This window comes from Kribbella sp. NPDC051936 (assembly GCF_040680955.1).
Taxonomy (GTDB): Bacteria; Actinomycetota; Actinomycetes; order Propionibacteriales; family Kribbellaceae; genus Kribbella.
Map to the genome: position 1 here is coordinate 55137 of NZ_JBFAXS010000003.1, position 18176 is coordinate 73312.

Genomic DNA, 18176 nt, shown 5'->3' on the forward strand with positions numbered 1-18176 from the left:
GCTGCAAGCGGTGCGGCGGACCCCGGAGCGGCTGCGAGCGTGAGCAGTATGAGCACGCTGATGTTCCCGATCGGCCAGTGCCTCGGGACGTACTACGCGGACGCCGAGGACGTTCATGTCCAGCAGGTACGCCTCGGATGGGAGATCGTCGAGTTGGGCGACGAGGAATTCGCGGTCTGGGCACTGGCTCACGGTCTGGCCGAGAACCGCGACCCTTGGGACCGGGCGCGCATGACTGCGCTCCTGGCAGGCAGAAAGATCCAGGACGCCGCACTGCTGATCGAGAGCTTGCTGAGCAGGACCCTGCTCGCTGAGGTCGACCTGGACGCCCCGGCGGACTTCGCGGCGCGTCACAGGTTGCTCCCGCTGCACATCGGCCACGGGAACTCCCTTGAGGTCACCACGGTGTTCACGACGGGGACGACTGCCCAATCGCTCGTCGGGATGACCCGAACCCTCTACGACCTGTGGTTGTGGTGCCATCTGTCTCCCAGTCTCCTGATCGCGTGCCAAGAACGCCACGCCGACGTGGGCGCCGTACTGACCGCGCTGCACCCGCTGCTCGCGTCCGGTGCGGCGTGTCTCGACATCGCCGTACCGGAGGGCGGGTCGTGAGCGCGCCGGTGTTTCCGATCGGCCACGGCGCCGGGCCGTACTTCGCCGGGGACCCGATGCGGCACGCCGTTCGCATCGGCCGCACGGCGGAGCTCCTGAGTGAACCCGAGTTCCGTGTCTGGGAACTCGCGCACCGGTCGGCCGAGGTGACGAACCTGTTCGCCGAGTGCGAAGCCGCCCGTGTCGACAACGCGGAGCAGCACGCGGACGCCTTGCTGCGCCGCGGCGTGCTGGCTCCGGTCGACGATGCGGTCGCGTTCGCGCATCGTTACCGGTTGCGGCCCTTGTTTGTGGGCCTGGGCAACCGTCCAGACGATCCGGGGCACTTCGCGATCGGCGTACCGGGGCTGGAGCCGCTGGCGACGGTGGGCCCGATGACTTACGAGCTGTGGCAGTGGGGCTGGGTCGCACCGTCGCTGTGGGCGCACTGCGAAGTGCTGGCGACCATCGGCGAGCAGGTCGGGGAAGAGCCGGGCGAACCGGCCGCCCAGCTCTGCGCCGTACTCGACGGGGTGTCCGCACTGCTCTCGCGGTTCGTCGTCGTACTCGACACGGCCTCATGACACGGCTGCGGTCACGTCCTCGACCTGCAACGTGCGCAGGTCGCTGATGCTCGGCATCCCGCCCAGCCGGCGCAGACGCTGCGACTGCGCCTTCCGGACCCGGTCGAACAGCCGACGGGCGTCCCGGGCGTTGCCGAAGTTCGCGGCCTGTGAGGCGACGGCGAAATGCCGCTGCAGGATCGGTGTGGTGCCGTCGTCCAGGTCGTACTCGTGCGCGGCGACCATCCGCTGCACGATGAGCGTCAGGTCGTCGGCGGAGTAGTTCTCGAAGTCGATCGTCTTCGAGAACCTGGAGGCGAGTCCGGGGTTGGCATCCAGGAAGCGGAGCATCTCGGCGCTGTACCCGGCGACGATGACCGCGGCCTCGTCGCGGTGGTCCTCCATCAGCTTGACCAGGGTGTCGATCGCCTCCTGGCCGAAGCTGTCGTTCTCGGCGCCGGCGCGGGACAGCGCGTACGCCTCGTCGATGAACAGCACGCCGCCGTTCGCTTCCTGGAACACGACCGTGGTCTTCTCCGCGGTGTGCCCGAGGTACTGGCCGACAAGATCGCGCCGTGCGACTTCGTTGAACTGCCCCTTCGGCAGTACGCCGAGTGCCGCGAGCAGCTTGCCGTAGATGCGAGCCACTGTGGTCTTGCCGGTGCCAGGTGCGCCCGCGAACACCAGGTGATGACTCAAGCTCCCGACCGGCAGTCCGGCCTTCCGTCGCCATTCGTTGACCTGGATCTCGTCGATCAGACTCCGCACTTCGTCCTTCACACCGGCCAGACCGACCATGGCGTCCAGCTCCGCGAGCAGCGACTCCACATCGGCCGCGGCAGGCTCTTCGGTGGTTGCCCTTGCCTCTGTCTGGACAGCGGCGGTCACGGTGACCAGTTCAGGCTCAGCGACGTCGAGAGCCGGCTCGGCGGTGTTCTCCCAACGACAGGACAGCACTTCGCCCCGGCAGCGGCGTCCGAACACCACAGCCGGTCCGGCGGTGTCGCGGACCAGCGTGTGCCGCAGTACCGCCGTGGACTCGTAGGCGATCAGTACGCCGGCTTCTGCGGTGCCGGTGACCTCGCAGCTCTCGATGGTGGGCCGGCCGTGCTGGTACGCGTAAATGCCGCGCCGCCCGCAGTCGGTGATCTGGCAGTCGCGCAGTACGACGGCTGCGCCGAGACGGACGATGACACCGTCCGCGGAGGCACCGGACACCTTGGTGTGCTCGATCTGCGCTGTGCAGTCCTCAAGGACCAGGCCGTGCTCGCCGCCGTCGATCTGGCAGTGCGACAGCGACACCTCGGCCGGACCGGCGACGAGTGCGACAGCGCCGAAGGTGGTTGTCAGCGTGCACCGTTCGGCGCGCAGGGTCCCGCCGTTCAGGTCTACGGCAGGCGCATCGCCGCCGCGGATGGTCAGCTCACGCAGTACGAGCCGTCCGCCCGAGGAGCGCAGTACGGGGCTCTGTGCGGAGCTGGCGTCGATGACCACCTCGCCCGCGTCGGCGGTCAGGGTCACCGAACGGTCGGCGAGATCGATGGTTTCCCGGTAGACGCCGGGAGCGATCGAGACGACGGCGCCGTCCGGAGCGTCGAGTACAGCGGCACCGATACTCGGGTAGGCGCTTGGGCGGTCCGGTGCCACCAGGAGCGTGCGGCTCATCGCGTACCCACCCAGCCGCGGTCGGCCGCCTTGACTCCGGCCTGGAACCTGCTCTGGGCGCCGAGACGCGCCATCATCTCGGAGACCATCCGGCGGACCGTACGGACCGAGACACCCAACTGCGCGGCCGCTGACGCGTCGGTGCCGCCGTCACCGAGTAGTGAGAGCACTTCGCGTTCGCGGACCGTCAGGCCGGACGCGTCGCCCAAACCGGTCGGCTGACGCAACGGGGTGGCGGTGTGCCAGACACGCTCGAACAGTTCGGTCATGGCCCCGACAGCCGCGGCCAGCCGGAGGATGCTGACCGATCCGCGACCGGTCCGGTCGGCCGGTAGGGCTACGGTCGCCGCGTCGACGATCATGGCGCAGAGGGGGACCGTGGGCGCCGTACGGACCTGGGCTCCGTTGCGGCTCAACTGCTGCAGCCGTCTCGACAGCATGGGATCCGTGCGGGCGGCGTCCGGAACAAGAATGCGGTAACGGACGTGGGGCGCCAGCACAGCGGTACCCAGCTCGCGGAGACCGGCGATCGGGTCGGACAGCGCGGCGGTGGCCGGTGTACTGACCAGCACCTCACCCGCGGCCGACTTGAGCAGCCCCTCGAGCGTGCGCTGTGCGGCGGCCGGGCTGCCGGCCCAGTCCAGCGCACTGTTGCCGTCTCCGAGCGGTGCCGGGTGGCGGCGGGCGAACTCGCCGGCGATCTCGGCCGCAGCGACCCGGCTGCGTTCCAGGTCACGGGTGACGCGCGCCAGGTCGGCCTCGCGTTCGGCGAGCAGGGCGGTGAGGCTGAGCCGGGGGTTGAGTGGCCGTACGACGTCGCCCGCGCTGTCCCGGGCGAGCAGGCCGAGGCCGCTCAGGTGCTGGATCACTTCGCGCGTCGCGGCCTCGTCCAGCCCGAGCCGGTCGCCGAGCTCGGCCGGGGTCCACGAGGGCCGCTCGAGGATCACCAGATAGGTGCGCTCGGCGGTCGCGTCGACGCCCAGGTGGGCGAGTCGCAGGCCGGTGGTGCGGACGTGCGGTGCGGATTTCACGGCTCGCGGGTAACGAGCCGCACGGGGGTACGAAGCGCCTTCGGAGGGCTCTGACTGGTACACGGGACACCTCGCTCGATTCGGTGAGTCGCCAGGACTCGGTCGGAACACCAGAACCATCGCGGGGCCCCGTCCAGCGGGGATCTTGCGGATGTCCACGCCTGGTACACCCGATACAGCGGCTGTCCAGCGGGGCTCCAGCCACGCTCGATCAAGGGAGCGCAGCCAGGAACGCGGCCCGTTGCCGACCGGTCTGGTGGACCGCGTCCGGGCCTTGCGGGGCGTCGGCGTGGGCCACGACCAGGGCGTGGTCGAGGTCGCTCGACGTGGTGACGGTGACCGCGCCTGCCTGCTGGAGAGCGAGGTGCGGAGGTACGGCGTACATCCGGTAGCGGCCGGTGCCGAGGTCGAGTGCGTCCCACTCTTCGGAGATTTGCTTCGGGGTCAGCGAGGCGAGCAGGTTGGTGAGGTCGCTCGGGCCTAGCGGCTCGGCGCGGAGGCCCCGGCGGTGGAGGCGCTTGGTCAGCCGTCGGACTGTGTTGGACATGAGAAGATCCAGTTCGGTGTTTTCGCGGCGGTCGACGGAGCGGACTGCGGTGATCGCGATCCAGGCTCGGCCAGGGCGGCGGATCAGCTTGATGCGCAGGTCGGTGCGGTCCTCCACCAGATCGGCCGGCGCTGCGTCCGGCGGTACGTCGGTCTCCAGCAGCACCGTGACGCCGTCGGGCCGGATGACCGTGCCGGCGTCGACGTCGCCGAGTTCGAGCCGCCCGCGGTACGCCTCGACCGCCACGAAGCGCGGTCCCCGCAGCAGGTAGCCGAGAGCTAGCCGGATCCACTGGAAGCACCACAACCCACGCCACCCGGTAGCCGTCACACCGAAGACCCCGACCACGACCAGCCCCGCGACCACATCCGTCGCCGGGCCTCGCCCCGCCAAGCCTGCCGCCGCCCCGAGCGCGACCTCCCAGCAGACCAGCTGCACCAGCCCAACCCGCAGACGCGCACTTGAAGCAGGCGGCGCCTCCTGTGGCGCACTTGCCGGCAGAGCATGCGGTTGGGCCGTAGCGCCCGACACCGGCGCACCGGCCGATCCGGCGGCCGCCGGGGCCGGCCGGTGCAACTGGGCAGCCACACGCAACGAGACGGCTGCGCCAGGCAAGGCGGAGGTGCCGGGCGAGGTGGTGGCGGTACGCGGTGGGGCGACTGTGGCGAGGACAGGACCCCCAGCGGACTGCGGTGAAGCTGGGAGGCTGGGGATGCCGGCGGCCGGGATGGTTGGTGGTGGGGTCATGGGAGTGGGCTGAAGAGTTCGTTGTCGAGGTGTGGGCCTGTTGGTCGGCGGCGGGGGGTGGGGAGGGTGAACTGTGCGGGGGAGTCCTGGGCGGCGCGGCCTTGGAGGTCGGGCTGGACTCCGGTGCGACCTAGGTCCTGCCGGGAGCGTTTGCGTGCGCCGTTGCGGATCTCGTTCGAGCCGCCGCCCGAGGCGCCGGCCATCGGCGGTGCGATCGCCGGCGTCGACTTGGCCGCCGCCGCGGCACGGGCAGTGCTGCCGGCCAACGCAGGCTCGCTCCCGGCCGCGATCCGCGCACCCGCCACCGCGGAGGCGGCGGCCGGTGTGGTCCGTAGGGAGCCCGCACCGAATGTTCCGGCGAGGACCGCGGCCGGGATCCCGCCGGGCGACCCGCCCGGTGTCAGCGGGACACCGATCGACGGGTCGGGAACCGACGCCGGCACCGTTGCCGTCCCGCCGGCCAGCGTCGGCAGGTCCGGGTGGATCAGCGTGCCGGGCAAGTTCTCGTACCCGGGCAGCTTGTCCAGCGCATCCTGTCCGCTCCCAAGACTCCCCGACTGCGCCAGACCGGAGATCGTCTGGACCAGACTGGCGCCCTTCGTCATCACGTCGAACAACTTGTCCGTCGCATCCAGCACGTCCGTCACGGACGCAGCGGTCACCGGCGACGACGGCATCGGTGCGCCGCCCCCCGGTCCCTGCCAGCCCTGGGTCGGCTGCGGTACGGCGGTGGGCGCCTGCATGACGACACCGACCGCTTCCATCATCCCGGCGCCGACCTGCTGCAGGCCGACCGCGACCTGCGCCGCGAACGGCCCGATGATCGGTACGCCGCTCAGCGCGACGGCGGTGTCGTACCCGCTCTGCAGCGCCGGCATCACCGCCTGCGCGGCGTTCAGCGCCGTCCCGCCGAGCCGCAGCGCGGCGGACATCGCGCCGGTGTACGCGGCCCACTCGCCGAGCGACGCGAGACTGCCCACGACCTGCCCGTCGAACGCCACCTGCGACAGCGAGCCGATGCTCTGCGGCCAGGTGCCGATGACGCTGTTGGCGGCGCCGAGGTCGCCGTGGGTCGCGAGCAGCTGCCCGCAGGCCGAGCCCCACATGTCGGCGCCGGCGTGCCACGGTTCGGCGCGCTGCCCGTAGAGCATCGTCGCCATCGCGTTCAGTTCCATCCCGAAGTACGCGCCCATCGTCGGCTCCCGTCAGTCCGTTGCCGTCGGCAACTCGCCGGCGAGCGCTCCGTGCGCGGCCGCGCTCGCGAGGTCGGTCGACTCGAACAGCCCGGCGATCGACAGCGCGCTGTCGATCAGCGACGCGATCCCGCTCGTCGCCTGCAGCGTGACCTGGCCGGTGTTCTCGACGCAGAAACGCACGTGCGCCTCGACCGTCGCGCTCTCCGGCATCGGGCCGGCGAGCGGCGGTGTCGCCTGGACCGTTCCGGAGACCGGAGTGACGGTCGACAGGGGCGCGAGCGCCGCGAACTGGCGCAGCTCGTCAGGCATCACGGTCAGCGTGCCGATGTCCATACTTCCTCCTCGGGTTCGTCGTGTGCACCACATCAGGGATCCGGGGTCGGCCCGGCGGCCCGACCGCATCAGGTCACCGGACGTCAGCTAGGGGCCGATCGGGGAGGTCGCCGCCTCGGGATCCAGCGCGTGACCGGCAGGCAGCCGGCTGACCAGCTCCGCGGGCAGCCGGACCACCGGCGGCCCGTCGTAGCCGAGAATGCCCAGTACGTCGCGACTCGCGAGCTGGTAGCGCCGTCCGAGATCGCTGATGAACGACAGCGCCCCGGATCCGGCCGGCTGACCGGACGACGCCATGGACTCCACGACCGCGCCCTGCCCAGGTGGTACGACGACCACGTCGGCCAACGGCAGACCACCGGGCCCGCGCCCCGTGGTCACTCCAGCCTCGCCGGCCGCGGGCAGCGATCCAGCCAGCGTGAAGCGTGGGCGGAACTCACCACCTCCGAACACCGCACACACCGAGTCCCCAGAGGACGCCGGGCGCGCGAACGTCGGCCGCGTCGCCGGCAGCGCCGAGTCCGTCGTCGGCGTATCCATCCCACCCGCGACCTGTGCCACCACGGTCGGATCCAGCGCAACAGCCTCCGGCACGGACCCCGGGTAGGCCTTACGAGTCACCGGCGCAGCGCGCTGTACGTCGTACTGCAACGAGCTGATCGCCATCAACCGGTCCCGCTGCAGCAGGTAGTACTGTCCTTGCCCGGTAGAGGTCTGTACGACGTACAGCGTGCCGATCCGCCCTGGACGCAACAGCGCCGACGGCGTGCCCGCACCAGGGACGGAGATCGGTCCGAGCGGTGGACCGGACGGGACCAGGTCCAGCCAGACGGACGGGACTTGCAGCCATGCCTCGGTGTTCAGAGCAAGCGCTGCGGCGACTGTCGCCTGCTGCTGGATCAGGTGCCGGTAGCCGCGCCAGATCAGGTACCGCCGGCCATCCGGCCCGACGACCAGCAAGGACTCTGCCGCTGCGCCGGACTGCTCGGTGCCTACGAGCAGCACCGACCGTACGATCGGACTGCCCGACGAGTCGACCTCTGGCCGGCCACACAACGACCAGCCGCTCCCGAGCAGCCGGCTCTTGGACGGCAAGGAATCCGGTGCGTCCGGGATGCCCACCCGTTGGCCGCGCGGCACGCCGAGCAGCGACTTCGCGGAGACCATGAGCGGCGCGCTGTACTTGTTGGCCAGCAGCAACGCCGACACGTAGTTGGCTGCGGGGTAGAGCACGCCGTCGCGGTACACGTACCGGGTCCCGGTCTCCTTCTCGACGATGACTCGGTCACCGCTCTGCCACGAGGTCTTCCCACCGGGCGACAGTTGGCCGTAGACACCCACCCCCGCCAGTACGAGAACCGCCAGCCCGATACCGACCAGCATCGCGACGATCCCGCGACGGAACGGCGGGAACTCGGGATCGGTCTCCCGCAGCAGCAAGGCATGTGTCATGCGCTGCTGTACGAACTGGTGTGACTGCAGTTGATCCCGCTTAGACGCCATCGGTCACCCGCCCAGCCCGCGCACGTACGCGTACAGTCCGAGCACCCACAGCACGACCGGCACGATCAACAGCACCAGGACCAGCTCTGTCAGCTCGGCGTACCGGCCCAGGTAAGCCCCTGGTTTGTGCCGCGCGTACCAAAGCCCGAGGAACGCGGAGACTGCTGCGAAGACCAGCAACGAGTACGGCGTCAACACCAGCAACCAGCCGAGGCCGAAGAGACCGGCGCCGATGAGGCTGAGCCGATGCGCCACCACCGGCAGCAGCCGCGCCCGCAACAAGCAGACGCCGACGGCGAGCATCACCAGGATGCGTGCAGGCGTAGATGGCGAACGGGCGAGAATCGACAGGCATCCGGCCAGCCCGGCGGCCAGTCCGGCGAGCATGCCTGTGTAGATCGCCGCCGACCGCAGTACGGCGGCATACACCAGCCGACGTGGCGGTTGGGGAGCATCGGCGAGCAGATCCGCCGCGCTGGTGGGCAAAACGGGCTTGGGCAGCCGGCCGAGCCGCATCGCGAACGGAGAAGCCATCGGGATCACCGCGACCGCCACGGCGCCGACGACGGCAGCGGAGCGGGTCCCGTCCAGCCCGCCACCCAACCAGCCGGCTGCCACCGCCAGCACTCCGGCAGTCACCGAGGCGACGAAGACGGCGGTGTGCCGGGCGATCCCGACGTACCCGAGCAAGCCGAACAACAGCAGCACAGCACCGCCCGCGGTCAGCTGTGGTGCGCCGACCAAAGTTGCGCCAGGCAACAATGCTCCACCGGTGAACGCGAACACCAACGACATCGCGCCGGCCAACGCAGCGGCGGCCGCATCGCCAACAGCCCGTGACAGGACGACACCGACCGCCATCAACACTCCTGCGACAACCAGAGCGAAGAACGCGACGTCGTCCGACGATCGGCCGCCACGCAACTGGATGACGAGCGTGGTGAGTAGTGCGACCGCTCCGGCGATCAGCCCGCACCAGCGGGTCGCGCCCGCAGTCCATGCCCGGCCGCCGGCTCGTGCGTCGGTGGCGATCGCGTCCACCAGGTCGTCGTACTCCAGCTCCGGCCAGTGCTGGTGTGCGGGTGCGAGATGCAGGACCTCGCCGTCCCGGACCTCCTGCGCGGCGAGGTCCCGGTGTGTCTGCAGCGCCTCACCGTCCGGGCGACGCAGGATCCAGCCGCCCTGCAGTGCGCCGAGGTCGGCGAGGTCGTCACCCGCGTGCCGCAGGATGCCGGGCAGCACCTCGGCCACCGTCGACCGCTCGGGAAGTGCCAGGTCGATGCGGCGTTCGGGTGCGTCGATGGTGACCTTGACCAGTCCACGAATGCTCACGTCCGTCACCGTGACACGCGGCAACCGGCGCCGGCCGTGTGCTTGCAGCTTGCGGCCAGTCAGCTAGTGGCCGCAGCCGGCTGTACGGCGTTGCGGCGACCTAACGTCCTGGAGCATGTCGACAGTCATCGTCAGCAGGCCGCCGCGGCGCGACGGACCGGCGTTGCCGAGCGGCGACGTCACCTTGGACCCGCCGCCGGCGTTGCCGGTGCCCGCGGGCCGGCAGCTGTCGCAGTACGTGATGATGGTGCCGATGCTCGCGGGCGGTGCGGCGATGGCGTTGATGTACTCGACGCTCGGCGGTGGCGGCAAGATGAGCTACATCGTCGGCGGCCTGTTCGGACTGTCCGCACTGGGCATGGCAGCGGTCGCCTTCGCCGGACAGGGCGCACCGCGCCGCGAGATGGCCAGGGCGCGTCGTGGCTACCTGCGGCACCTGTCCCAGCAGCGCATCCGCGCCAGGCGGTCCGTCGCCCAGCAACGCACGGCGTTGTCGTACCTGCATCCCGATCCCACCCAGCTGTGGACGCTCGTCGAGAGCTACCGGCTCTGGGAGCGCCGCCGCAACGACGCCGACTTCGCGATAGTCCGTGTCGGCACCGGTGCGCAACCGCTCGCCACTCCGGTTTCCCCGCCCGACACAGCCCCACTGGAAGAGCTGGAGCCGTTGTCCGCCGGGGCCCTGCGCCGTTTCATCACGACGTACTCGTCGGTCCCGGCACTGCCCGTGGCAATGGCGTTGCGCGGCTTCGCACGTGTGTACGTCGAGGGTGAGCCGGGTCGTGTCCCTGGCCTGGCCCGGGCACTGCTGGCGCAGCTGGCGACCTTCCACTCGCCGGACGACCTACTGATCACAGCTGTGGTCGGTCCGGACACCAGAGCGGAGTGGGAGTGGCTGAAGTGGCTGCCGCACGCCCACCATCCCGAGAAAGCTGATGCGCTCGGGCCGATCCGGCTGATCAGCAAGAGCGTTCCGGATCTGGAGTCGGTGCTCGACGACCTGCTCGCACAGCGACCACGCTTCGACCCGGCAGCGACCGGCCGCGTCGACGGTCCGCATGTCGTCGTGCTGATCGATGGCGGCGACGTTGCCGGCTCCGACCACCTGATGACGGGCAGCGGTGTGGAAGGCGTCAGTGTCATCGACCTGACCACTCAGCCGCCCAGGCTGCTCGATCGCTCCAGTGTGCTGCTGGATGTCGCCGACGACGGCGTGTTGACGAGCGTCACCACGGACGGCGAGTCCGAGGTCGGTACGGCGGACCGCTTCACTGTCCAGGACGCGGAAGCCCTCGCCCGCCGTCTGGCACCGCTACGGCTGTCGGCGGGAACCGACGGCGACGAGAGCTTCGCGTCCGCCTTCGGCCTGACGGACCTGCTCGGACTGGGCGACCCTTACACCTTCGACCCGGCGCGGCACTGGGGACCCAGACCGAACCGAGACCGGCTCCGCGTGCGCTTCGGAGTCACCGCGGACGGCACACCGGTCGAGCTCGACCTCAAGGAGTCGGCCCAGGATGGCATGGGGCCGCACGGACTGCTGATCGGTGCGACCGGCTCCGGCAAGAGCGAACTGCTCCGGACGCTGGTGCTCGCGCTCGCCGCGACGCACCCGTCCGACAGCCTGAACTTCGCGCTCGTCGACTTCAAGGGCGGTGCCACCTTCACCAAGCTGGACCGGCTGCCGCACACCAGCGCCGTGATCACGAACCTGAGTGAGGAACTCGCGCTCGTCGACCGGATGTCCGACGCGATCGGCGGTGAGCTCATCCGCCGCCAGGAGCTGCTCCGGCGGGCCGGCAACTACGAGTCCGTCCGCGAGTACGAGCTCGCCAGGGCCGCCGGCGCCGACCTGCCCGAGGTACCGACGCTGCTGGTGATCTGCGACGAGTTCTCCGAGCTCCTGTCCGCCAAGCCCGACTTCATCGACATGTTCAACCAGATCGGTCGGCTCGGCCGGGCGCTCGGCGTCCATCTGCTGCTGGCCAGCCAGAAGCTCGAGGAGGGCCGGCTGCGTGGGCTGGACGCGCACCTGTCGTACCGGATCGGTCTGCGGACGTTTTCCGCGATGGACAGCCGGGTGGTGCTCGGCATCCCGGACGCGTACGAGCTGCCCAGGGCGCCAGGGCACGGGTTCTTGCAGATCGGCACCGAGACGCTGGTCCGGTTCCGCTCCGCGTACGTGTCCGGTGTGCACCGCGCTGCTGTGAGCTCGGCCGCCGGAAACGATGTGGCTGACGACGTGTCCGAGTACACCAGTGCGTACGTGTCGATTCCGGCCGCGACGATCGACCCGGACGAGCAGCCCGAAGAGGACGGTGTCGGCGACAAGCTGCTCGACATTCTCGTCGATCGCCTGCAGAACAAGGGCAAACCGGCCCACCAGATCTGGTTGCCACCACTGGACGACCCGCCGGCCCTGACCAGCCTGATGCCGGCGCTGACCGTCGACCCCGAGCGTGGCCTCACGGTCGCCGCCGCCAGAGCGCGCGGAGCCCTGCGCATACCGATCGGCCTGATCGACAAACCGCTCGAGCAGCGGCGCGATCCGTTCGTCGTCGACCTCTCGGCCGGCGCCGGGCACGCCGTGGTGGTCGGCGGTCCCCGGAGCGGCAAGAGCACCGCGATCCGCACGGTGGTCTCGGCGCTGGCGCTGACCCATACGCCTCGCGAGGTGCAGTTCTACTGCCTCGACTTCGGCGGCGGATCACTAGCCGCGCTGCGCGAGTTCCCGCACGTCGGCGGCGTGGCGGCCCGCCTGGACGCGGGCGCCGTACGCCGGACGGTCGCCGAGGTACACCAGGTGCTGGCGGCCCGGGAGCGCTACTTCGCGGACAACGGCGTGGAAAGCATGGCGTCGTACCGCGAACGGCGCGCGGCCGGTGAGTTCCCGGACGACCCCTGGGGCGATGTCTTCCTCGTCGTGGACGGCTGGCCGGTCCTACGGTCGGACTTCGAGGAACTGGAGACGACGATCGCGGAGATCGCCGGCCGCGGCCTCGCGTACGGCGTGCACGTGATCGCGAGCTGCTCGCGCTGGTTCGACCTGCGCGGCACGATCCGAGACCTGTTCGGCACCCGCGTCGAGCTCCGGCTCGGCGACCCGTCCGACTCGATCGTGGACCGACGGGCCGCGATGAGCGTACCGACCGACAGCCCCGGCCGCGGCCTCGCCGACAAGGCGCACCACTTCGTCGTGGCCACCCCGGACGCAGACCTGGGACCCCAACTCACCGCCGCTTGGCCGGTCTCGGGTGCACCCCGCGTCCGGCTGCTCCCGCTGCAGTTGTCCGCCGAGCAGCTGGGCGTCGTGGTCAGCCGACATCAGGGGCCGGCGACCGGATTGCCCATCGGGTTGTCCGAGCGCGACCTCGGACCGGCGTACGTCGACCTCGACGCCGACCCGCATTTCCTGTTGTTCGGGGACACCGAGACGGGGAAGACCGGGTTCCTGCGCTGGATCGCGCGATCGATCGTCGAGCGCCGTCGACCGGACGAGGCGCGGATCATCCTGGTCGACTACCGGCGCTCCCTGACCGTCGACGCCGAGCACGTGATGGGAACCTTCACGGATCCGCGCGGTGTCGAGGCGATGGTCGCGGACCTGGTCCCGGTCCTCGACCGCCGGTTGTCCGGCGAGTGGACCGGGCCGCAGATCCATGTCCTGGTGGACGACTACGACCTCGTCGCCGGCACCATCGCGAACCCGCTGTCCGGTCTCGTCGACTACCTCGCCCAGGGCCGCGACATCGGCCTGCACCTGGTCGTCGCCCGCCGCACCGGCGGCGCCGGCCGGGCGATCTTCGAGCCGCTGATCGCGCGGCTTCGCGACCTCGGGACGCCGGGCCTCCTGTTGAGCGGCGACAAGTCCGAGGGCCCGCTGCTCGGCGCCACGAAACCGCAGTCGCTCCCGCCCGGCCGCGGCGTGCACGTCGACCGCCGCGGCAATCCCGACCTCATCCACCTCGTGAACTGTCCGGCAACGGAGGAAAGCGTATGAGCCTGCTGTTCGACACCGACGAAGTCAGCAACTTCCGGGACAAGCTGCCGCCGGCGGACTTCACCGAGGTTGCCGGACTGATCAAGGACGGCGCGAACCTGGCCGGCCGGATGGAGGAGAGCCAGACCGTCCAGCGGATCCATCTGGCGTTGCTGCACGAGCTCGAGTCCTTCGGCACCGACGTCCCGCTGGGGATCGAGGCGCTGCGGCAGTTCGCCGACCACGTCATCGGCACCTACACGGGCGTGGACGGCGACAACGCGGCCCGCGAACGGGCTGTCAACGAGACCTTCCGCCATGTCGAGTCGTACCTCGCGCAAGACGTCTCGCCGTTGTTCCCGAAGCTCCCCGACCCCGCACCGAAGTAGCAGAGGCAGCCGACATGGACTACAGCAAGCTGAACGCCGCGGAGCTCAACGACATCGTCGCGGCCGAGCATCCCGACGCCTGGGGCGCCGCGGCGAAGGCCTGGGGAAAGACGGCGGTGCTCGCGAACAACGTCGAGGCCGGGATCTCGTCGGCGAGCGGCGAGATCACGGTCTGGCGGCAGAGCAACGACTCGGCCGCGCAGGCGGCGTTCGACCAGCGCATCAACCGCGACCTCGACGTCCTACGGCGCTGGAATCAGTTCGGCGTCATCGTGATGCTGCGGCTGCAGGCCGTCGCCAGCGTGCTGGGTGCGGCCCAGCCGGCGATCCGGGGTTTCGCCGACGCGCGCGCCGAGCAGATCAGGATCCGGGACGCCGCGGCGGACGACATCGATGCACGCAACCGCGCGACCCAGGAGATCGACCGTCTCGACGACCTCGCCCGCGGCCGGATGCAACTGGTCGCCCAGTTGATGAGGGAATCGCTGACCGACAAGGACCCGGAACGCCCCGGTCGCTGGGTCGGACCGCGAGCCGCTCCGGGAGGCCCAAGCAATCCCGGAGCGGACGACGGATCGCAAGCTCCAGGTGCCCAGGGGCCCGGCGCAGACTCCGGAGGGGGCGGGGCGGCGCCCGGGGATCCGGACGCGGGGACGCCGGAGCAGCCGTCATCGCCGCAGACCCCGGAGACGAAGGAACCGGAGGCGAAGGATCCGGTGGAGGAAGCCGGCAAGCTCATCGACGTCATCGGCAAGGGCATCGACCTGACCGGAAAGGTTCCGGAGAACCTCGACAAGTGGCTGACGCTCGCCCAGCATGCGAAGGACCTGCTCGGCGCGGACACGCCCTCCACCTCGACGCCGGACAGCCTCGTGCCGCAAGGCTTACCCACCGACGAGCCCGCCCTGGCCGGCGGCGCCGGCACCGAGCCGATCCTCAACCCCACCCACTACACGCCGTCCACTCCACACAGCGGTGGCCTGGGAAACAGCGGCCTGGGTTCGATCGGCCTGCCCCTCGGCGGCGGCGGTGGGGGCGGCCACACCGGCCTGCCCAGCGGTACGACGGATCGCGGAACGCAATCGTTGCGCTCGGCAACCACTGCTGGAGGTGCCGGCGCCGAGCCCACGCTGAGCGGCAAGACCGCGACGACCGGCGCCACCGGCGCGCAGTCGAGTAGCCCGCCGATGTACCCGCCGATGAACGGCGCGGGCGCCGGCGCCCCCGCAGCTCGCGGAGAGATCCGCCCGGGAGCGGCAGCGGCGAAGTCGGGGTTCACCGTGCCGACCGAGTCCACCGCGGCCGAGCGGCTGCGCCGCCAGGGAGTGCAGTCCGACCTGCAGGGCCGGACGAACGGCGAACAACGGACTCCGGCCGGAGCTCCTCCGCCACACCGGCGCAGGAGCTCCGCGCGCCCCCGTCGTACCGCCGTCGACGACGTGCTCGACGAGGAGCTGTGGAAGCTCTGACGGCACAAGAGGCCATTCCGTGGCCGCATCCGGAACGCGTCCGGAGGACGCGGGACCGGGACCTAGCGTGACATCGACCGGTGATCACGCGCCGGCAACCAGCGAGGAGGAAACACCATGGCCGGTGTGGAGACCGAACTCCAGCGAATGCAACGGACGGCCCACGAGGCCGCCACGATCGGCGACAACCTGAAGGCGGTGATGACAGCGCTCGACAACGCGATGGGCGGCCTCACCCCGATGGACGGACAGATCAAGAACGTCTTCTGGCAGGGACACAGCAACCATCTCGAGGCGGTCGGCAGACTCTGCACGAAGCTGCACCAGATGTCCGACGGCATCACCACCTCGAAGACCGGCTACGAGTCCGAGGACACCGGCAGTCAGGCCGCGTTCCACCAGTTGGGGGCGTCCGGCGGCTCCGTCCTCGACGTCACCAAGCTCTAGACAGGCTCCAGGAGGGATGCCGTCATGATGATCAACTACCCGGGCTCCGCGATGATGCAGGGCTCCGTCGACATGGGCACCGCGAACCGGAAGGTGACCGAGCTGCAGAGCCAGTTCCAGACCGCCATGCAGGCGCTGCTGTCGGCCTGGCGCAGTGAGGCCGGTTCGCCGCAGCTGCAGCAGGTGCAGCAGTTGTGGACGCAGGCCAACGAGGAGATCAACCTGATCCTCGGCCGCCGGGGCAGCGCCCTCGAGGACGCCTGGATCCGGATGGCGCGCGCCGACAGGTCGGCCGCGAACGCGCTCGACGTCTGACCCAACCACCGGAGCCCGGCCCCGATACTTCTCGGGGCCGGGCTCTTGTTGTCGTCTCAGTCGGCTCGCCATCCGCGGCGGCGGCCGAGAGGTACGACGATCGCCCCGACGACCAGCAGCAACGCGGCAACCCCTGCCAGCACAGCGATTCGGCGGCTTTGCTGACCCGCGGCGTGCCGCACGGCGGTACGCCGCTCCGCCACAGGATCCACCTTCACAGGTTTCACGGGCGGCAGCGCCGCGGGGCGCGTGGTGCCCAGGACGTCCTGGACGGCGCGGTACGGGTTCACCACGCCGGCGCCGTACTGATCGGCCGGGCCGGGCGCCGGTGTCGCGGTGGCGATCAACCGGCCCGCGACCTGGGCCGCGGACAGGTGCGGATCTGCTGCTCTGACCAGGGCCGCCGTACCGCTGACGAAGCCGGTCGCGAAGCTCGTGCCGTCGTAGTAACGGTGTCCGCGAACGCGGGTTGCCGCCAGGACGCCGCCGCCGGGCGCCGAGATGTCGACGTACGACCCGACCTGCGAACCGGGCAGCCGCGAGCCGTCGATCGTCGTCGCGCCGACGCCGAGCACCCCTGGGTACGCGGCCGGGTACGTGACGGGATCCGGTCCTTGCTGGTTGTGGGCGTTACCGGCCGCGGCCACGATCAGGGCGTCATGCCGTTGGGCGTACCGCACGGCGTCGCGGACCGGCTTCTGGTCGACGTACAGCGACAGCGAGATGTTGACGACGCTCGCGCCGGCGTCGACGGCGTACCGGATCGCGCCGGCGAACACGGTCGCGTCGACGGCCGCGCCCTGTTGTTCGCTCGCGTCGCGTTCGCTGACCCGGATCGGGAGGATCCGCGCACCGGGCGCGATGCCGCGGAAGCCGATCCCGGCCACCGGTCGCGCGGCGATGATGCTCGCGACCGCCGTGCCGTGCGAGACACAGTCGAAGTTCGCGCGCTTGTCACCCGGCGTCAGGACGTCCTTGCCCGGCAGCACTGCGCCCGGCTGGGCGAGCTGCGGGTGGTCCGCGTCCACGCCGGAGTCGATCACCGCGACCGTCACACCGTCGCCCGTGCTGATCGGCCAGGCACGTTCCGGCGCGAGCCAGGTAGTTGCCCACGGCATCTTGGCGATCGTCGGTCCGCCGGCCTCCGCGGATTGGCACTGCCCGGCCGGCGGCCCGGCCCACGCCGGTGTCGCGGTGGCGGCGAGCGTTCCCAGGACGGCGGTCGCCGCTGCTGCTCTGACAGTCATCACGCTCCGGACCGTACGGCGCGGCCCGATCGTGACACGGGTTCTGACCCCTTGTGGCCAACGACTGACCACGTTGCCGCCGACCGCTCACCCTGGTGCCTCGGAGGTGTCGATCATGGACGTGTCGAAGTTCAACCTGGACAAGGAGCTGGCCGCACTCGGCCTGGACAGCGGGCTGGAGCGGCTGACCGCGGCAGCGGCTGCGCTCGATCGTGCCTTCGACGAGACCGTCGCGACCGCCGTCTCGCCCGACCGGCTGGTCAAGGTGACCGTGACCGGGCGCGGCGACGTCCGGGAGCTGGAGTTCGACCGCGGCATCTATCGCACCGAGAATCCCCAGGCGCTGGCCGCGACCATCCTCGCGGCCCTCGGCCAGGCACACGCCGCGGCGGCCGCCAAGATGCAGGCCGCGTACGAATCCTTCCAGGAGGACCTCGATGACTGACCGGATCCAGGTCGACCTCAACGGCGTGGACAGCGCGGCGGAGGCGTGCCGCCAGGCCGGCGGCGACGCCCGCGCGAAGCTGACCGGTCTGATGCTCGGGCTGACGCAACAGGCGATCGAGAGTGCGGCGGGTCACGACGACTACGGCAAGCAGATCACAGACGGCTGGACCAACAGCGGAGCAGCGCAGTTCCCCGACGGAGCCAAGTCGATCGAGGCCGAGCTGCTCGGCCGTGGCTACCAGATGACCGCCTGCGCCGACCGGACCGAAGCGACCGACTCGGACGCGGCCCAGCAGGTGCGGGCCACGGATGTCGGGCTGGCGCGCGTCGGGGACCACTGGGAACCGGCCCCGCAGAGCGCGGAGTAGCCGC

At 70.5% G+C, this 18176-nt stretch carries 17 protein-coding genes; 9 read left to right on the forward strand and 8 right to left on the reverse strand.

Annotated features, from left to right (window positions below; all coding sequences use genetic code 11):
• Positions 1 to 48 precede the first annotated feature (48 nt).
• Together AB0L64_RS10500 and AB0L64_RS10505 are read left to right on the forward strand one after the other, a co-directional pair.
• Entirely contained in the window at positions 49 to 615 is a 567-nt protein-coding gene (locus tag AB0L64_RS10500) for a hypothetical protein (protein ID WP_363709908.1), read from the forward strand.
• Positions 612 to 1178 carry a hypothetical protein gene (locus AB0L64_RS10505; protein ID WP_363709909.1) on the forward strand — a complete coding sequence of 189 codons (567 nt, stop codon included), beginning with the start codon at positions 612 to 614 and terminating at the stop codon, positions 1176 to 1178. The genes AB0L64_RS10500 and AB0L64_RS10505 overlap by 4 nt, the downstream gene beginning before the upstream one ends.
• Here the strand turns inward: AB0L64_RS10505 and AB0L64_RS10510 are convergent.
• The 7 genes from AB0L64_RS10510 to eccD form a co-directional block, all read right to left on the reverse strand.
• Positions 1173 to 2822: a right-handed parallel beta-helix repeat-containing protein gene (locus tag AB0L64_RS10510; protein ID WP_363709910.1), complete on the reverse strand. Its 1650-nt coding sequence runs from the start codon at positions 2820 to 2822 to the stop codon at positions 1173 to 1175. The two genes, AB0L64_RS10505 and AB0L64_RS10510, sit on opposite strands and share 6 nt — an antisense overlap.
• Positions 2819 to 3853 (reverse strand): helix-turn-helix transcriptional regulator, encoded by a 1035-nt coding sequence (locus AB0L64_RS10515; RefSeq protein ID WP_363709911.1) that lies wholly within the window; start codon positions 3851 to 3853, stop codon positions 2819 to 2821. Before AB0L64_RS10515 ends, AB0L64_RS10510 begins: the two co-directional genes overlap by 4 nt.
• Positions 3854 to 4064: 211 nt before the next feature.
• A complete protein-coding gene (locus AB0L64_RS10520; RefSeq protein ID WP_363709912.1) occupies positions 4065 to 4838 on the reverse strand; it encodes a type VII secretion protein EccE in 774 nt (257 codons plus the stop codon).
• Positions 4839 to 5143: 305 nt separating this feature from the next.
• Complete coding sequence (locus AB0L64_RS10525) at positions 5144 to 6340, reverse strand: hypothetical protein (protein WP_363709913.1); 1197 nt, start codon at positions 6338 to 6340, stop codon at positions 5144 to 5146.
• Positions 6341 to 6352: 12 nt separating this feature from the next.
• Entirely contained in the window at positions 6353 to 6676 is a 324-nt protein-coding gene (locus AB0L64_RS10530; protein WP_363709914.1) for a hypothetical protein, read from the reverse strand.
• A gap of 87 nt (positions 6677 to 6763) precedes the next feature.
• Entirely contained in the window at positions 6764 to 8179 is a 1416-nt protein-coding gene (gene eccB, locus AB0L64_RS10535; protein WP_363709915.1) for a type VII secretion protein EccB, read from the reverse strand.
• 3 nt (positions 8180 to 8182) lie between these two features.
• Positions 8183 to 9511 carry a type VII secretion integral membrane protein EccD gene (gene eccD, locus AB0L64_RS10540; protein ID WP_363709916.1) on the reverse strand — a complete coding sequence of 443 codons (1329 nt, stop codon included), beginning with the start codon at positions 9509 to 9511 and terminating at the stop codon, positions 8183 to 8185.
• Between the two features lie 115 nt (positions 9512 to 9626).
• On the opposite strand from eccD, the gene eccCa reads away from it, so the two are divergent.
• The 5 genes from eccCa to AB0L64_RS10565 all read left to right on the forward strand — a co-directional run bounded on the left by eccCa (position 9627) and on the right by AB0L64_RS10565 (position 16110).
• On the forward strand, positions 9627 to 13511 hold the full coding sequence (eccCa, locus tag AB0L64_RS10545; protein ID WP_363709917.1) for a type VII secretion protein EccCa: 3885 nt from the start codon (positions 9627 to 9629) through the stop codon (positions 13509 to 13511).
• Positions 13508 to 13879 (forward strand): hypothetical protein, encoded by a 372-nt coding sequence (locus AB0L64_RS10550; protein ID WP_363709918.1) that lies wholly within the window; start codon positions 13508 to 13510, stop codon positions 13877 to 13879. Before eccCa ends, AB0L64_RS10550 begins: the two co-directional genes overlap by 4 nt.
• 14 nt (positions 13880 to 13893) lie before the next feature.
• Positions 13894 to 15348 carry a hypothetical protein gene (locus AB0L64_RS10555; RefSeq protein WP_363709919.1) on the forward strand — a complete coding sequence of 485 codons (1455 nt, stop codon included), beginning with the start codon at positions 13894 to 13896 and terminating at the stop codon, positions 15346 to 15348.
• 117 nt (positions 15349 to 15465) lie between these two features.
• Positions 15466 to 15795, forward strand: coding sequence for a hypothetical protein (locus AB0L64_RS10560; RefSeq protein ID WP_359940587.1), 330 nt, complete (start codon positions 15466 to 15468; stop codon positions 15793 to 15795).
• 24 nt (positions 15796 to 15819) lie between these two features.
• Positions 15820 to 16110, forward strand: coding sequence for a hypothetical protein (locus AB0L64_RS10565; RefSeq protein WP_363709920.1), 291 nt, complete (start codon positions 15820 to 15822; stop codon positions 16108 to 16110).
• Positions 16111 to 16166: 56 nt separating this feature from the next.
• Here the strand turns inward: AB0L64_RS10565 and mycP are convergent, their stop codons facing one another.
• Entirely contained in the window at positions 16167 to 17357 is a 1191-nt protein-coding gene (mycP, locus tag AB0L64_RS10570; RefSeq protein ID WP_363710523.1) for a type VII secretion-associated serine protease mycosin, read from the reverse strand.
• A 115-nt stretch (positions 17358 to 17472) separates the two neighbouring features.
• Between mycP and AB0L64_RS10575 the strand changes: the two genes are divergently transcribed.
• Together AB0L64_RS10575 and AB0L64_RS10580 are read left to right on the forward strand one after the other, a co-directional pair.
• The gene (locus AB0L64_RS10575) at positions 17473 to 17802 is read left to right on the forward strand and encodes a YbaB/EbfC family nucleoid-associated protein (RefSeq protein ID WP_363709921.1); all 330 of its coding nucleotides are present in this window, start codon (positions 17473 to 17475) and stop codon (positions 17800 to 17802) included.
• Positions 17795 to 18172 (forward strand): hypothetical protein, encoded by a 378-nt coding sequence (locus AB0L64_RS10580; protein ID WP_359940578.1) that lies wholly within the window; start codon positions 17795 to 17797, stop codon positions 18170 to 18172. The genes AB0L64_RS10575 and AB0L64_RS10580 overlap by 8 nt, the downstream gene beginning before the upstream one ends.
• The last annotated feature ends 4 nt before the right edge of the window (positions 18173 to 18176 follow it).

Coding starts and splice junctions, on each gene's coding strand:
- AB0L64_RS10500 (WP_363709908.1), top strand. CDS start 49: ATGAGCACGCTGATGTTCCCGATCGGCCAGTGCCTCGGGACGTACTAC.
- AB0L64_RS10510 (WP_363709910.1), bottom strand. CDS start 2,822: ATGAGCCGCACGCTCCTGGTGGCACCGGACCGCCCAAGCGCCTACCCG.
- AB0L64_RS10525 (WP_363709913.1), bottom strand. CDS start 6,340: ATGGGCGCGTACTTCGGGATGGAACTGAACGCGATGGCGACGATGCTC.
- AB0L64_RS10530 (WP_363709914.1), bottom strand. CDS start 6,676: ATGGACATCGGCACGCTGACCGTGATGCCTGACGAGCTGCGCCAGTTC.
- eccB (WP_363709915.1), bottom strand. CDS start 8,179: ATGGCGTCTAAGCGGGATCAACTGCAGTCACACCAGTTCGTACAGCAG.
- eccCa (WP_363709917.1), top strand. CDS start 9,627: ATGTCGACAGTCATCGTCAGCAGGCCGCCGCGGCGCGACGGACCGGCG.
- AB0L64_RS10550 (WP_363709918.1), top strand. CDS start 13,508: ATGAGCCTGCTGTTCGACACCGACGAAGTCAGCAACTTCCGGGACAAG.
- AB0L64_RS10555 (WP_363709919.1), top strand. CDS start 13,894: ATGGACTACAGCAAGCTGAACGCCGCGGAGCTCAACGACATCGTCGCG.
- AB0L64_RS10560 (WP_359940587.1), top strand. CDS start 15,466: ATGGCCGGTGTGGAGACCGAACTCCAGCGAATGCAACGGACGGCCCAC.
- AB0L64_RS10565 (WP_363709920.1), top strand. CDS start 15,820: ATGATGATCAACTACCCGGGCTCCGCGATGATGCAGGGCTCCGTCGAC.
- mycP (WP_363710523.1), bottom strand. CDS start 17,357: ATGACTGTCAGAGCAGCAGCGGCGACCGCCGTCCTGGGAACGCTCGCC.
- AB0L64_RS10575 (WP_363709921.1), top strand. CDS start 17,473: ATGGACGTGTCGAAGTTCAACCTGGACAAGGAGCTGGCCGCACTCGGC.
- AB0L64_RS10580 (WP_359940578.1), top strand. CDS start 17,795: ATGACTGACCGGATCCAGGTCGACCTCAACGGCGTGGACAGCGCGGCG.